13 protein-coding genes and 2 pseudogenes are annotated in these 12,258 nt (G+C 57.6%); 7 read left to right on the top strand and 8 right to left on the bottom strand.

Annotated elements, in window-relative coordinates:
- Positions 1-19: 19 nt before the first annotated feature.
- Entirely contained in the window at positions 20-1,012 is a 993-nt protein-coding gene (locus EC915_RS00100; RefSeq protein WP_133748501.1) for an ABC transporter substrate-binding protein, read from the top strand.
- Between the two features lie 30 nt (positions 1,013-1,042).
- On the opposite strand, the gene EC915_RS00095 is transcribed toward EC915_RS00100, so the two are convergent.
- The gene (locus tag EC915_RS00095) at positions 1,043-1,342 is read right to left on the bottom strand and encodes a helix-turn-helix transcriptional regulator (RefSeq protein ID WP_133748500.1); all 300 of its coding nucleotides are present in this window, start codon (positions 1,340-1,342) and stop codon (positions 1,043-1,045) included.
- Positions 1,343-1,427: 85 nt separating this feature from the next.
- Here EC915_RS00095 and EC915_RS00090 point away from each other — a divergent pair, with 85 nt between their 5' ends.
- Positions 1,428-2,519 carry an NADH:flavin oxidoreductase/NADH oxidase gene (locus tag EC915_RS00090; RefSeq protein WP_133748499.1) on the top strand — a complete coding sequence of 364 codons (1,092 nt, stop codon included), beginning with the start codon at positions 1,428-1,430 and terminating at the stop codon, positions 2,517-2,519.
- A gap of 350 nt (positions 2,520-2,869) precedes the next feature.
- Positions 2,870-3,283, top strand: coding sequence for a response regulator (locus EC915_RS00080; RefSeq protein WP_133748497.1), 414 nt, complete (start codon positions 2,870-2,872; stop codon positions 3,281-3,283).
- Positions 3,284-3,320: 37 nt separating this feature from the next.
- Here EC915_RS00080 and EC915_RS00075 read toward each other — a convergent pair whose 3' ends face one another.
- Complete coding sequence (locus EC915_RS00075) at positions 3,321-3,569, bottom strand: hypothetical protein (protein WP_133748496.1); 249 nt, start codon at positions 3,567-3,569, stop codon at positions 3,321-3,323.
- Positions 3,570-3,715: 146 nt separating this feature from the next.
- Here EC915_RS00075 and EC915_RS00070 point away from each other — a divergent pair, with 146 nt between their 5' ends.
- Together EC915_RS00070 and EC915_RS00065 are read left to right on the top strand one after the other, a co-directional pair.
- Entirely contained in the window at positions 3,716-4,039 is a 324-nt protein-coding gene (locus tag EC915_RS00070) for a hypothetical protein (RefSeq protein WP_133748495.1), read from the top strand.
- 93 nt (positions 4,040-4,132) lie between these two features.
- The gene (locus tag EC915_RS00065; protein WP_133748494.1) at positions 4,133-4,573 is read left to right on the top strand and encodes a TspO/MBR family protein; all 441 of its coding nucleotides are present in this window, start codon (positions 4,133-4,135) and stop codon (positions 4,571-4,573) included.
- 154 nt (positions 4,574-4,727) lie between these two features.
- Here the strand turns inward: EC915_RS00065 and EC915_RS00060 are convergent, their stop codons facing one another.
- The 3 genes and pseudogenes from EC915_RS00060 to EC915_RS00050 all read right to left on the bottom strand — a co-directional run.
- Complete coding sequence (locus EC915_RS00060) at positions 4,728-5,120, bottom strand: VOC family protein (RefSeq protein WP_133749377.1); 393 nt, start codon at positions 5,118-5,120, stop codon at positions 4,728-4,730.
- Positions 5,121-5,221: 101 nt separating this feature from the next.
- The gene (locus EC915_RS00055) at positions 5,222-5,716 is read right to left on the bottom strand and encodes a GNAT family N-acetyltransferase (RefSeq protein ID WP_133748493.1); all 495 of its coding nucleotides are present in this window, start codon (positions 5,714-5,716) and stop codon (positions 5,222-5,224) included.
- A 77-nt stretch (positions 5,717-5,793) separates the two neighbouring features.
- Positions 5,794-6,247, bottom strand: a pseudogene (locus EC915_RS00050) (DNA polymerase V subunit UmuC); the annotation flags it as partial.
- Positions 6,248-6,609: 362 nt separating this feature from the next.
- On the opposite strand from EC915_RS00050, the gene EC915_RS00040 reads away from it, so the two are divergent.
- Positions 6,610-6,855 carry a type II toxin-antitoxin system Phd/YefM family antitoxin gene (locus EC915_RS00040; RefSeq protein ID WP_133748492.1) on the top strand — a complete coding sequence of 82 codons (246 nt, stop codon included), beginning with the start codon at positions 6,610-6,612 and terminating at the stop codon, positions 6,853-6,855.
- 20 nt (positions 6,856-6,875) lie between these two features.
- Positions 6,876-7,235, top strand: a complete 360-nt coding sequence (locus EC915_RS00035) for a type II toxin-antitoxin system RelE/ParE family toxin (RefSeq protein ID WP_133748491.1) — start codon at positions 6,876-6,878, stop codon at positions 7,233-7,235.
- Between the two features lie 1,921 nt (positions 7,236-9,156).
- Here the strand turns inward: EC915_RS00035 and istB are convergent.
- The 3 genes and pseudogenes from istB to EC915_RS00005 form a co-directional block, all read right to left on the bottom strand.
- Complete coding sequence (gene istB, locus EC915_RS00015; protein WP_133748490.1) at positions 9,157-9,912, bottom strand: IS21-like element ISPsy14 family helper ATPase IstB; 756 nt, start codon at positions 9,910-9,912, stop codon at positions 9,157-9,159.
- Between the two features lie 20 nt (positions 9,913-9,932).
- Positions 9,933-10,511, bottom strand: a pseudogene (locus EC915_RS00010) (IS21 family transposase); the annotation flags it as partial.
- A 40-nt stretch (positions 10,512-10,551) separates the two neighbouring features.
- Complete coding sequence (locus EC915_RS00005; protein ID WP_133749375.1) at positions 10,552-12,252, bottom strand: IS66 family transposase; 1,701 nt, start codon at positions 12,250-12,252, stop codon at positions 10,552-10,554.
- Between the last annotated feature and the right edge of the window lie 6 nt (positions 12,253-12,258).

Raw genomic sequence — 12,258 nt, 5'->3', positions numbered from 1 at the left:
GACGACCGGCTGCCTGCTGATGACGTGTCTTTTCGCACACGCCGCCGCTGAGACCCCCGGGGCTCGCCAGGTCGTGGACGATAGCGGTCATTCGGTCACCGTACCCCATGACCCCGTGCACATCGCCGACGCCTGGTACGCCCATCATGTCCTGCTGATGACACTGGGGGCCGGCTCGCGGATCGTCGCAACGGTCAACCACCCCCGCAGTCAGCCCTGGATGTTCAAGGTCCTCCCGGAACTGAACACTGCCACACGCGTGGACGGCACCGCTTTCAATGTGGAAGGTCTGCTCGGCCAGCATGTCGATCTGGTCTTTACCGCCCTGGCAGACCGGCAGTCAGTGGCCTACGAGCAAGTCGGCCTGCCCGTGATGCGCATGGGTTACACGGACCTTCCCGGCTTGCAGCGTTCGATGCTCGCCACGGCGCAGACGCTCGGATCACAAACGTCGATGGCTAGGGCCGAGGCCTATAACCGCTACCTCGATCAACAGGCGGCGGATGTGAGCAGCAGGATTTCACACGTGTCCATGGAGCAACGTCCACGCGTGCTGCACATCGCTTCGATCAACCCACTGAAGGTAGACGGCAGCGATACGCTGATCAATGAATGGATAAAGATTGCCGGTGGCCGCAATGCCGCCGTTGGTTTGCGGGGCAACATGCAAATCGTTTCGGCCGAGCAGCTACTCGACTGGCAGCCTGACGTGCTGATACTGGCCGCCGGCGCGGGTCACCTTGATCAGGCAGCGCAAGCGTCATTACTGCAACAACTGACGGCGGTGAAGAATCAGCACGTGTTGCGCAATCCTGCGGGTGTATTTCCATGGGATCGCTATGGCACCGAAGTTGCGCTACAGATCCAGTGGGCGGCGAAGCAGCTGCATCCAACGCTGTTCGGGGACGTCGATATCGAACGCCAGACGATGGACTTCTATCGACAATTTTTCGATTACTCGCTGACCCGTTCCGACGCCGGGCGGATAGTGCAGGGATTGCCCCCAGAATAAAGCGATTCAAGCTGACCATTGCGAGACCGCTCAGGCTTGGGCAAGAATGCTGTACAAGAGCCCGGGAAACCGTTGATCCAGATCCTCGGCGCGCAGGGAGTTCATGTGCGTCGTGCCAACGTTGCGGGTATGAACCAGCCCTGCGTCGCGTAATACACGGAAGTGATGGGACATCGTTGACTTCGGTCGACCGCCATCCAGTTCTCCACACGACGCCTCCTCTACCCCTGCCAGGCAGCGAACGATTTCCAGCCGAACGGGGTCACTCAGCGCATAAAGCAGGCGCTCGAGGGTGACGTCGGAGGGGATGGGATGTTTGAAGGCACGCATGAGGGCATGATAGCGGGGGGGTTCAAAAAACGCTATATTTCGAATACTATCGAACAAGCGAAACACTCACACGAGGAATCTTCCCATGTCAGCACTGTTCGAACCCTTCACGCTCAAAGACGTCACCCTGCGAAACCGCATTGCCATCCCGCCGATGTGTCAGTACATGGCTGACGACGGCATTATCAACGACTGGCACCATGTGCATCTGGCAAGCATGGCGCGCGGCGGTGCGGGTCTGATCGTGGTCGAGGCCACAGCCGTTTCCCCCGAGGGCCGTATCACCCCGGGCTGTGCCGGTATCTGGAGCGACGAGCATGCCCAGGCCTTCGTCCCGGCGGTAAAAGCCATTAAGGCCGCAGGCGCCGTGCCCGGCATCCAGATCGCCCACGCAGGTCGCAAGGCCAGCGCCAATCGCCCTTGGGAAGGCGATGATCACATCGCTGAGAACGACCCTCGTGGATGGAAAACCATCGCCCCTTCTCCAATCGCGTTCGGTGCCAACCTGCCGAAGGTGCCGCAAGAAATGACCCTGGCCGATATCGCTCGGGTACGTCAGGACTTCGTCGATGCAGCACGCCGCGCTCGTGAAGCAGGCTTCGAATGGATCGAGTTGCATTTCGCCCACGGCTATCTGGGTCAAAGCTTCTTCTCCGAACATTCCAATCAGCGCACCGATGCCTACGGTGGCAGCTTTGAAAACCGCAGCCGCTTCCTGCTGGAAACCCTGGCAGCTGTTCGTGAGGTGTGGCCTGAGAACCTGCCACTGACCGCGCGCTTTGGGGTCATCGAATACGACGGGCGGGATGAGCAGACATTGACTGAGTCGATCGAACTGGCCCGCCGTTTCAAGGAGGGGGGGCTGGACCTGCTGAGCGTCAGCGTAGGTTTCACGATTCCGGACACCAACATCCCATGGGGCCCGGCATTCATGGGGCCTGTGGCCGAGCGCGTTCGACGCGAAGCGGGACTGCCAGTCACCTCCGCGTGGGGCTTCGGCACACCGCAACTCGCGCACGCTGCAGTCGAAGCCGGCCAGCTGGACCTGGTGTCGGTGGGACGCGCCCATTTGGCCGACCCGCACTGGGCATACTTCGCAGCCAAGGAGCTGGGCGTGGACAACGCGTCCTGGACGCTGCCCGCACCTTACGCGCACTGGCTGGAGCGCTATCGCTGAGTTGATCAGCTCGACCCGGGCGGAATGCCGTCCTTGTTGAAATCCTTGAGACGTTCCTTCTCCTCCTCAGTGGAGTGAGCTGGAACGTCTTCTTTCGTTGGGGCTTCTTTTTCTTCGCTCATGACAAGTGTCCTGCGTTGGGTATCACGTTGGGCATTGATCCTGTGTTGCAGTTCATCCCAATGCGGGCGGTCCTGATCCGATTCATCAGAGTGCCTCCGGAACCGAGGGGCCCCGTTGAGGGTTCGCACGTGCGACATTGGCCGATTGATGAGTTAACTGAAATTAAAAAACGGTTTCGCCAAACACGTGCCATGCTCAACCCCAGACGCACAATGGCAGGCACTGATATGAGACGCTCAACGGATACTTCCGACGCCCCAGGCACGGCAGTGGTGGTGTTCGAATCGGCAATGCTGCAGCGGATCAGAGAGGCCATGCGCGGCTTGGGGCTGCGAGTAGAGGCTTTCGCGGACGTCCATCGAGGCATGGAATATGTGCAGCATCCGCAGTCTTCAATCAGCGTTGTGGTGGCCTGTGCAACTCTCCCCGGTGTAATGAATGGTGTAGACCTCACCACCACGCTCTCCCATGCCTATCCCACGCTTCCCTTCGTTCTCGTCGACCACTACGAAGGCCTTGTCGAAAACAACGTCATGTGCGTGGACAAGCCGTGGACCCTTGAGCAGGTCGAAGAACATGTACTGGCGATGATAGCGAAGCTGCCGCTAGGCAAGCGTCCGGCAGTCGAACCAACTAATTAACGCCGGGGCGGTCATCACATAGGTCTGCCGGGACAGGTCAATCCAGCTGGATGACGCCCGTCATAGCGGTGAACTGGCTTTGCCGGTGCTGCAGCTTGTCGAGGATGTCAGATGGGGTCGACTCGCGGAACACCACCATATGGCCTACGTCCTTCCCGCCCTCGGTTACTCGTTCGATGTCGTTGATCATCCAGGTTTTCAGCTCGTCGGGGGTGATACCCAGTTCTTGCGCAACCCGCTGATGCAAGCGCTGCACGTCGTCTTGACCGAATTGATCGTTGTTCATCTGAATCGCTCCCTTACTGGATGTACGGATAAGGCCTCGCAGTCGCTATACAGTTCATTCGAATGGCACAAAGGGTAGACGATCAGGCCGAGTACCTGTGTATCTTTAAAAAGGTGCATGCACCGACGTCGCGAGGAGCCACTGAAATGAACCCTACTACCCCAGACGGGCGATATTTTGTCGTCAAGGATCAGCTGTGGCGCTGCTCCAATCCTGGGCTAAATGACGACGAACGTCAGCGATGGGTAAACGAGCTCATGACTGCGCGGCGGGCGGTGAAGTCGGCAAAGGCCTCAGGTGACCCGGCGCAACTCAAGGCGGCAAGGGGCGCTGTCAACACCGCCAAAGTGGCGCTAGGAGAGCGTGGACCAGTCTGGTGGGATGACGGCTCGCCCGATCTCAACAGACACAAGGTGACTCATACGCTGTATGCACAGTGGTACGCGTCCCTGAACGAAACCGATACTTGACCGCGCGGGCGGACTTTTCCACGCGATCGGCATCCAATCCTCAGACGGCCGTTGGGCCCTCCTGATCCAGACTCCTCAAGCCAAGGACCACAGATGACCTTTTATATTTTCCTGATTGCCTGCTGTGCAGCGGCGAGTACCGGCATTATTTTCAAGCCCGGCGATTGGTACGCTGCCCTGCAAAAACCCGGATTCACTCCGCCGAACTGGGTCTTCCCCGTCGCTTGGACCACGATCTACCTGCTTCTGGCTTGGGCCGGGTATCGCCTGACCCTGTTGCCGGGCAGTCAGTTGGTGCTGGCGTTGTGGGCAGCCCAGATTGCGCTCAATACGCTGTGGACACCCGTGTTTTTCGGCGCGCATCGCATCTTCGCCGGTATGGCGATTCTCACGCTCCTCTGGCTCACTGTTGCGACCATGGTGGTCATGGCACTGCAACTGGACCTGGTGACAGGGCTGATCCTGTTCCCTTACTTGATCTGGCTCAGCATCGCGGCCGCGTTGAATTTCTCCATCCTGCGGCATAACCGGTAAGTGGATGAACAAGGTGGGCCGTGCTGGTCGATCACGAGTGTATAGATCGGCTACTTACGGCCCACCAGATCACGCACGCCCTGCTCGCCAAACACCTCGGAATGCGGCTCGTAAAAATTCGCTTGTGCATATCCGCCACTCACCTCAGCCGCATTCAATCGCTGAAAAAAACCGCCACTTTGTTTCCGACCGGATCACGCAGATAAGCGACATAAAACCCGGCCGTGTAAGCAGCCCGTGTTCCGGGAAGGCCTTCGTTCGTTCCGCAATTGGCCACGCCAGCCGCGTGCACCACGTCGACCTTGGCTCTGGAGGCTGCGCGGAACGCTGGCATCATTCCATTCCCAGCCGTGGCGCGCTGCCCATCGAAAGGCCTGGCGACATGGACAGTACCCGGCCCATTGGATTTATCTTCAGTGCCTGCCAGCGAGTAGCTGTGCTGGTCGTCCACCGATTCCTTCTCGTAACCCAACGGCAACAAGATTGCGTCGTAGAAGCGAGCTGAAGCGGCGATATCATTCGCGCCGATGAACAGGTAGCTAAGCATGGTCTCCTCCAAGGGCGCTCGTACGGAAGAATTTTATGAGCGCCCTGAGCAACAGACCATACGTTCAAGGGGGGATTCCCCCGCGATCAGGCGTCGCCCTTTCACACGACCAAAGCATAGAACCGTGTGTCGACCGCCATGAGCGGAAAACCGGTAGGCAGGTCCTGCGGATCAATCAGTGTGAAGCCATGCTTTTCGTAAAAACGGTGTGCAGCCAAAAACTGTGCGGTAGTCCCCAGATAAATCCTGCGCACGCCGCGCGCTCTTGAAGCCTCGACCAGACACTCAAGCAGTTTGCTCGCCACACCGAACTCCCGCCCGCGCCACGCAGCGGCCACAAACATCTTGCGCAGTGCGGCCTCGCCATTGCCAATGTCCTTCAAACCAATGCTCCCGAGCACTACGCCATCCTTACGCGCCACCCAAAAATCGCCGGTGCCTACCTGATAAAACGACTCGATATGAAGCAAATCGGGCTGATCTTCAGCGGTGATCGCAACACCGTACTCCTCTCGTTGAATGGGCACGATCAATTCCACAATGGCGTTCTCATCACCGGGCGTGTAACGGTCGATGCTGATTTCGGACATGGTCAAGACTGCCTCCTGAAGCGGCGCAAAGTGCTGAATATTGCGCGTGATGCCATTGGGGGTAAAGCTAAGGGCTAGCATAGAATGCCTGTGCGAATGCTGACGCGGATTTTTTTGCAGAGTGAATTCTGTGCCCGCAGCTTCTCGGCGGCGCGCTGGGTGTAGGTGGGCACCGCTTCCTTGATCGGCTCGATTTCGGTCAATCGGCTTCCAAACATCCGGCTGCAGCAGATCTCCTGCTTTGGCGGATCGGCTTCGCTCAGTTCCAGGCATGGCGTTCCGGCAAGCTCACGCGCGGCCTTCTCGATCACTACGCTGAATTTCTGTCGCAGCGTCCACGCATCTGCCTGGGCCAGGTCCATGGCAGTCTTGAGGACTCAATAATGGTCATCACGCGTGCAGACATTTGACCGTACAACGCGTAGTTGCTGCTGAATGCACAACGCCGTTACGTCGCAGGTGGTCATGGATCTGGAAGTAAGGCGCCCCCATCCTAACGAACGGTTTGGCGTCGAAGCTGCGCGCAATGACGCAGCCATAGGCCTTTGGTGCTGTCACCGGAGATGGCCAGAGAATGGCTTGAACCAGGTGTATCGCTCCAGCAAGGGCAGAAGAAATCGCCCGAGAAGGTAGCCGCCCGACAGATGAGTTCCAATGGTTCACAGTCAGCAAGGCGGTGGGTAATGTGAGAAATCAGGGTCCCCAGCTTATCGAACAGGATATCGTAATGGACCTTTTCCCTGATGAGTGATCAGTGAGCGTCGATCCGCAGCCCATGCACACCCTAGTCTAAATTTAGGTTTAATTTAGACCGTTGCCAGGCTAAGCTGATGGCCCATTCAGGCATTCATCCCTGAACATGCTGGATACCCAACAATCTGGTCACGGAGGCAAGCTCAATGAGAGTTGAGACCATTAGCTACCTGAAACGCCATGCTGCCGATCTTGATCTGGAAGAGCCCATGGTGATCACTCAGAACGGCATTCCGGCCTATGTCGTCGAATCTTTCGCTGAACGCAAAAGCCGCGACGAAGCAATTGCTCTCGTAAAGCTGCTTGCAATCGGATCGCGGGAGTACAGCGAAGGCAAGCACTGTACGACCGACGACCTGAAAGCACGACTCGCGGAAAAGTTTGGTCAATAGGCAGATAGTAAGGAAACTGAATGCCCAATCCCCCGCTTCGCTATACCGTACGATTCACCAACGCCGCATACCAAAGCATTGAAGACCAGATCGTTTTCCTGGCCGGGTACCATGGCCAGGCAACAGCCTTATCCGCAATCAATGAGCTGCTGGACGAGATATCAATCAAGCTGGTCGAATTTCCCATGCGCTGGGCTGTGAGTGAAGAGGCCAGCTCGCTGGGAATTCTCCAGTACCGCAAGATGATCATTGGCCGGTACCGCATCTTCTTCGAGATCTATGAAGAGCAGCGCGACGTCGTCGTCCACATGGTACTCAGGCATAAACAAAGCTCAGAACAGGCATTGATCCGCTACTGCCTCATCGGTCCCATCTTCTGATAACTGCCCGCTCGCCGTGGTTCGTGCAATGCAGCGTTGCACACTAGGCGGCGAGCATTTGCATTTGTCACGCGACGGTGTAGGCCTCAACTGGAAAAAACTTGCAGTGCACATAAGGAGCTTTCAGGTTCGACGTCCGTTCGAAAGCGGCAAGCGACATAGAGGACCTGGCCCATGCCAGCCGCCTCTTGGGCCACGATGATAAACGGATCACCGAGACCGTGTATCGCCGGGTAGTGAGGTCGTAGAACCCACTCGCTGAGGGGCAGTTGCGGAAACGATGCCGATGATGCGGAAACGGTGCCCGATCATGCGACATCCGCCGCCAAACGCCAGAAACGAAAAAGCCCTGAAAAATCAGGGCTTTGGCGTAAAAAGTATGGCGGAGGCGCAGAGATTCGAACCCTTATCTAAGGTACCCTCCCAAAAGGCAGAGTTTTTGATCAGTTGCTCTACGTCGCTCAGTCCACGAACAGTAACCAAACCGGGCCTTTCGCGCAAGTTTCAAAAATCCTCCAAGAGTGCAGCCAACTGCATGCTTCAAGACCTTCTTGGAACCATAAGCCCCGCATTCCTATCGGTACCGCGAACACAGCTCCCGAATCCACTCCATGAATACTCGCACCGTTGATTCGACATGACGGTTCTCGAAAAACGCGATATGCGCCGGGATCCGCTCTCCCTCCCATTCAGGACAGGCCGCCACCAGTGCACCTGACTCAAGACGGGCTTTCACCAAGAACATATAAGCCGAGAGTATGCCCAGCCCCGCCCATCCAGTCGCCAACGCGGCGGTTGAATCGTTGAACAAAATCTGGTGGCTACAACTTATGTTCAGTCGGATGTAGCCGGGCGCTCACCTCCCAAATCAATCCTTCGTGCCGATGGTGTCCATTTTTCTGCATGCGCACGCCCCCCTTAGTGTTCTGCCAATGCGCGACAATTCGAGTTAACGTCAGCGCCGAGCAGTCAGTGCGAAAAAAAAGAAATCAGGCATGTGCTGTTTTGGGCTCCACGGCTAGCTTGCCGTGGACCAACTGAATGACATCAGCTTGCCAGCACTGATAAGATTCGCGCCCCTGTTGCTGAGGCGTGTCCGTCACCGCAGCCAACTATCGCCGGGCTTACGCGAGCCTGAGCATGTCAGTGCCCACGTTCTTGAGTAGACGCTGAGTGCTACCTGAGGAAGATTGTATGAACAATGACGCCCCCAAAGATGCAGATGGAATGTCGGCGCCTGAAGTCGCTTCGCAGGGCTTGGACACCCGGCCCGCCGTGAAGGTGAAAGAAGCGAAGCCGTTCATGGCAACCGCTAAAGGTTCTTTCTTCCTAGCTCTCACCAGCGTGGTGAGCGCATCGTTTATCTCAGTATGCAGCACACCCATCCTGGATCAGCTAAAAGCCATAGCAGCATGGGATTTCACAGGAAACTTCAGCCATTCAATCTGGGCGTTTGTCCTCACGATCGTTGCACTCACGGTCGTGTTTATCCGTGAGCAGGCTCTAAACAAGGTCACCTCTCAGAAAGAAGCTGATCTCGTCCGCCAGAGCAAGGACATGGAGGGTCGCCTAACACACATGCCTCCCCGGCAGTTCATCCAAGAGTATGTGGATACACAAAGCGACATCGGTTTGCTTCGACGCCTCGTCAAAAATGATCCAGGGATGCCTCGCGACGAGATTGTTCGCCATACAAGAGCCATGCTTGAAGGAATCCTTGCACTCAACCGCCTATGGGACGGGGTCGCTGGTACAAGCAAATTCGTAATGTACCAAACGAATATCATGCTTGTTTTTTCTAATGATGAAGTCGCGCTTGCGCATTCCACGCCATCAGGCCACCCAGCCCGCCAACATCCGGCCACCTGTTCCACGCTCATCCGGCCAGGCAGTCGGAGCGCAGCGACGCAGGTTTGCATTGTTAGTCTGAAGTCCCTGTTACCGTCAATTTCGTTGCGCGTCTGCGCATCGATTCGCCCTTCAGTTCGATCCGGTAAGCGTTGTGCACCAGCCGGTCGAGGATCGCGTCGCCCAAGGTCGGATCGCCGATCAGTGCGTGCCATTTGTCCACTGGCATCTGGCTGGTCACTAGTGTCGAGCGGTTGCCGTAGCGGTCGTCCAGCAGTTCAAGCATGTCGCGCCGTTGCGCAGCGGTAAACGGCGCCAGGCCCCAGTCGTCCAGGATCAGCAAGTCGGTCTTGGCATAACCCGCCATCAGTTTGACGAAGCGGCCGTCGCCATGAGCCAGGCCCAGCTCCTCCATCAAGCGCGGCAGACGCAGGTAACGCACGCTGTGGCCGTCGCGGCAGGCCTTGTGGGCCAGCGCGCAGGCGAGCCAGGTTTTGCCTACGCCCTTTGGCCCGCCGATGATCAGGTTCAGGCCGTCGCGCAGCCATTGGCCGCTGCTCAATTGCAGGATCAGGGCTTTGTCCAGGCCACGTGGGCTGCGGTAATCAATGTCCTCCAGGCAGGCGTTGTGACGTATCCGCGCCGCTTTGAGGCGCGTCGTCAGGCGTGCGTCTTCGCGCTCGGTCAGCTCGCGATCGACCATCAGGCCCAGGCGTTCGTCGAAGCTGAGATCGTTGATGTCGGGCGTTGCGTGTTGCTCGCCAAGCGCCTTGATCATGCCGTGCAGGCGCAGGGTTTGCAGCTTGTCCAGGGTCGGGTTCGGTAGCATTTCGAAGCTCCTTTTTCAGGTCAGTGGTAGTAGCCAGGGCCGCGCAGATTGATGTGCTCGTCGGGCAGCAGCGGCAGGTTTTGCTGGGCCAGCGGCAGCCGCTCTAGTCCTTGGCGCAGGATCGATTCAAGGCTTTTGTAACTGCATGCGCCCAGTGCCAGCGCACGCTGGCACGCGGCCTCCAGCCGCGCTTCGCCGTGCTGTTTGCTCAGGCGCAGGATGCCCAGGCAGGCGCGGAAGCCGTGCTGCGGATGGATTCGGCGCCCGAGGATGTAGGCGATGACGCCTGCGGTGTTCGGCCCGGTCTGCTCTGCCCAGCGGATCAGTCGTTGCGGTGTCCACTCAGCATGTTCGCGGTGGCTCTTGGGCATGTGTTCGGTTTGCGTGGTGTGGCGGCCTTTGTGCAGCGAGCGCAGATGACTGGCCACGCGCTGGTTGGCGTGGAAGCACTCGACGGTCTGGCCGGTGAGCCGCACTTCGAGTTGATGTTTCACTAACTGGTACGGCACCGAGTAAAAGTGGCCGTCGACCTCAACGTGGTAGTCGATATGGACTCGCACTTTTTTCCATTCGGCGTAGACGTACGGATGCTCCGTAAGCGCTCCATAAACCCCACCTAGCCAAAGGCAGGCAGAGCGTTTAGCCGTGAGGTTGGGGTGCGCAGTTCCACGGCAGCAAGGCTTCGTAATTTTCAACCGAGGATGCCAGTGGCAAGCGCTCAAGTGCGTGGCGCAGCCACGCATAAGGCTCCTGGCCGTTGGCTTTGGCGGTCTCGACCAGGCTGTACAGTTGAGCACTGGCCGTTGCGCCTTTGGGCGTATCGCTGAACAACCAGTTCTTCCTTTCAATCACGAAGGGGCGGATCGCGCGCTCTGCGGCGTTATTGTCGATCGGCAGGTAGCCTTCCTCGACGTATCGTTCCAGCTTGCTCCAGTTGCTTGCGAGGTAACTGATGGCTTTACCCAGGGCATTCTTAGCGGTTACCTGTGGCTGCGTCTTTTCGATCCAGCTTTTCAACTGAGCCAGTACCGGCAGACTTTGTTCGTGACGACCGATCTTACGTTCAGCGTCGCCGCAAGCTTTTAGGTCGCGTTCGATGCCGTAAAGCTTGTTGATCAGATTCAGCGCGATATCCGCGCGTCCCGTCTTACCTTTGGGCTGCACTTTCTGTGCTTCAACGAATTTGCGACGCACATGGGCACAGCATCCTAAACGCTCAACCCCGGCTTGGGCGCCCAACGCGTTGTAACCGGCATAATCATCGGTCATGACGTAGCCACGATAGCCATCGAGCAGGCGCGTAGGCACCTCCTGCGCTCGGCTGGTGGAGTAGTCAAAAAGGATGACCGGCTGATCCGGTGGCCCGCCGGTTTGCACCCACATCCATGATTGGCTGCTCGGCTCGCGATCAGGCTCCTTCAATACCTGCACCCGCGTTTCATCGCAGTGGATGACGCGGCTGGCCAACAGGCTATCGCGCATTAAATTCAGCAGCGGCTGGAAGTGTTCACCACACTGGATAACCCAGCGTGCCAGGGTCTGGCGAGGGATATCGATGCCGTGGCGGCCCAGTACTTTTTCAAAGCTGTGCAGCGGTAAACCATCCACATATTTAGTGGTCAGCAGCATCGCCAGAACGCTCGGGCTGGCCATGCTTTTTTCAATCACCTGAGCCGGTTTGTCCGCAGTGACCGGTGCTGTCTTGCAGTCGCGACAACCGTACACTTTACGAACGTGTTTGATCACCCGTATCTGCATCCGGACAATTTCAAGTTGCTCGCAGATTTCCTCGCCAATGGCGTGTTTGCGGCAGCCGCAGATGCAGTTCAGTTCATGCTCGGGCAGTTCGTGGATGACTTCGATGCGCGGTAGATCGGCAGGCAATGGGTTACGCTTGCCACGGCGCTTGGCGGGTGGGACGACCTCTTCTTGAGTGGTCTCGCACGCCAACTCGACCTCGTGCTCCGCTTCATTGAACAACGCCATTTGAGGCGTTGCCGGATCGACGGCCTGCTCTGATTTTCGGCCAAACGATACCCGAACGCCGTCAGCAGTCTCAAACGGCGCTTTAAGCCACCGTTCGATATACAACAGAATCCAGTCATCCTTCACATGATGCCTTACCGCTTTGAGCAGCAACTTATGATCGATATGATCAAAAGCTCCCTTGATATCAAACTCCACCACCCAATTCATATTCCAACAGCGCCTGCGAGTGATCTCAGCTGCTTGTTTGGCTGACTTTCCTGGCCGGTATCCATAGGAATCCGAATGAAAAAGACAGTCTAGTCGCGGCTCTATAAGCAGCTTAACAACAGTCTGAGCCACCCGATCAGCCACAGTAGG

The sequence above is a fragment of the Pseudomonas sp. LP_7_YM genome, from assembly GCF_004364435.1.
In the GTDB taxonomy this organism is placed as follows: Bacteria; Pseudomonadota; Gammaproteobacteria; order Pseudomonadales; family Pseudomonadaceae; genus Aquipseudomonas.
The sequence above is the reverse complement of the archived record's forward strand: the minus strand, read 5'-3'. Positions and strand labels throughout refer to the sequence as shown.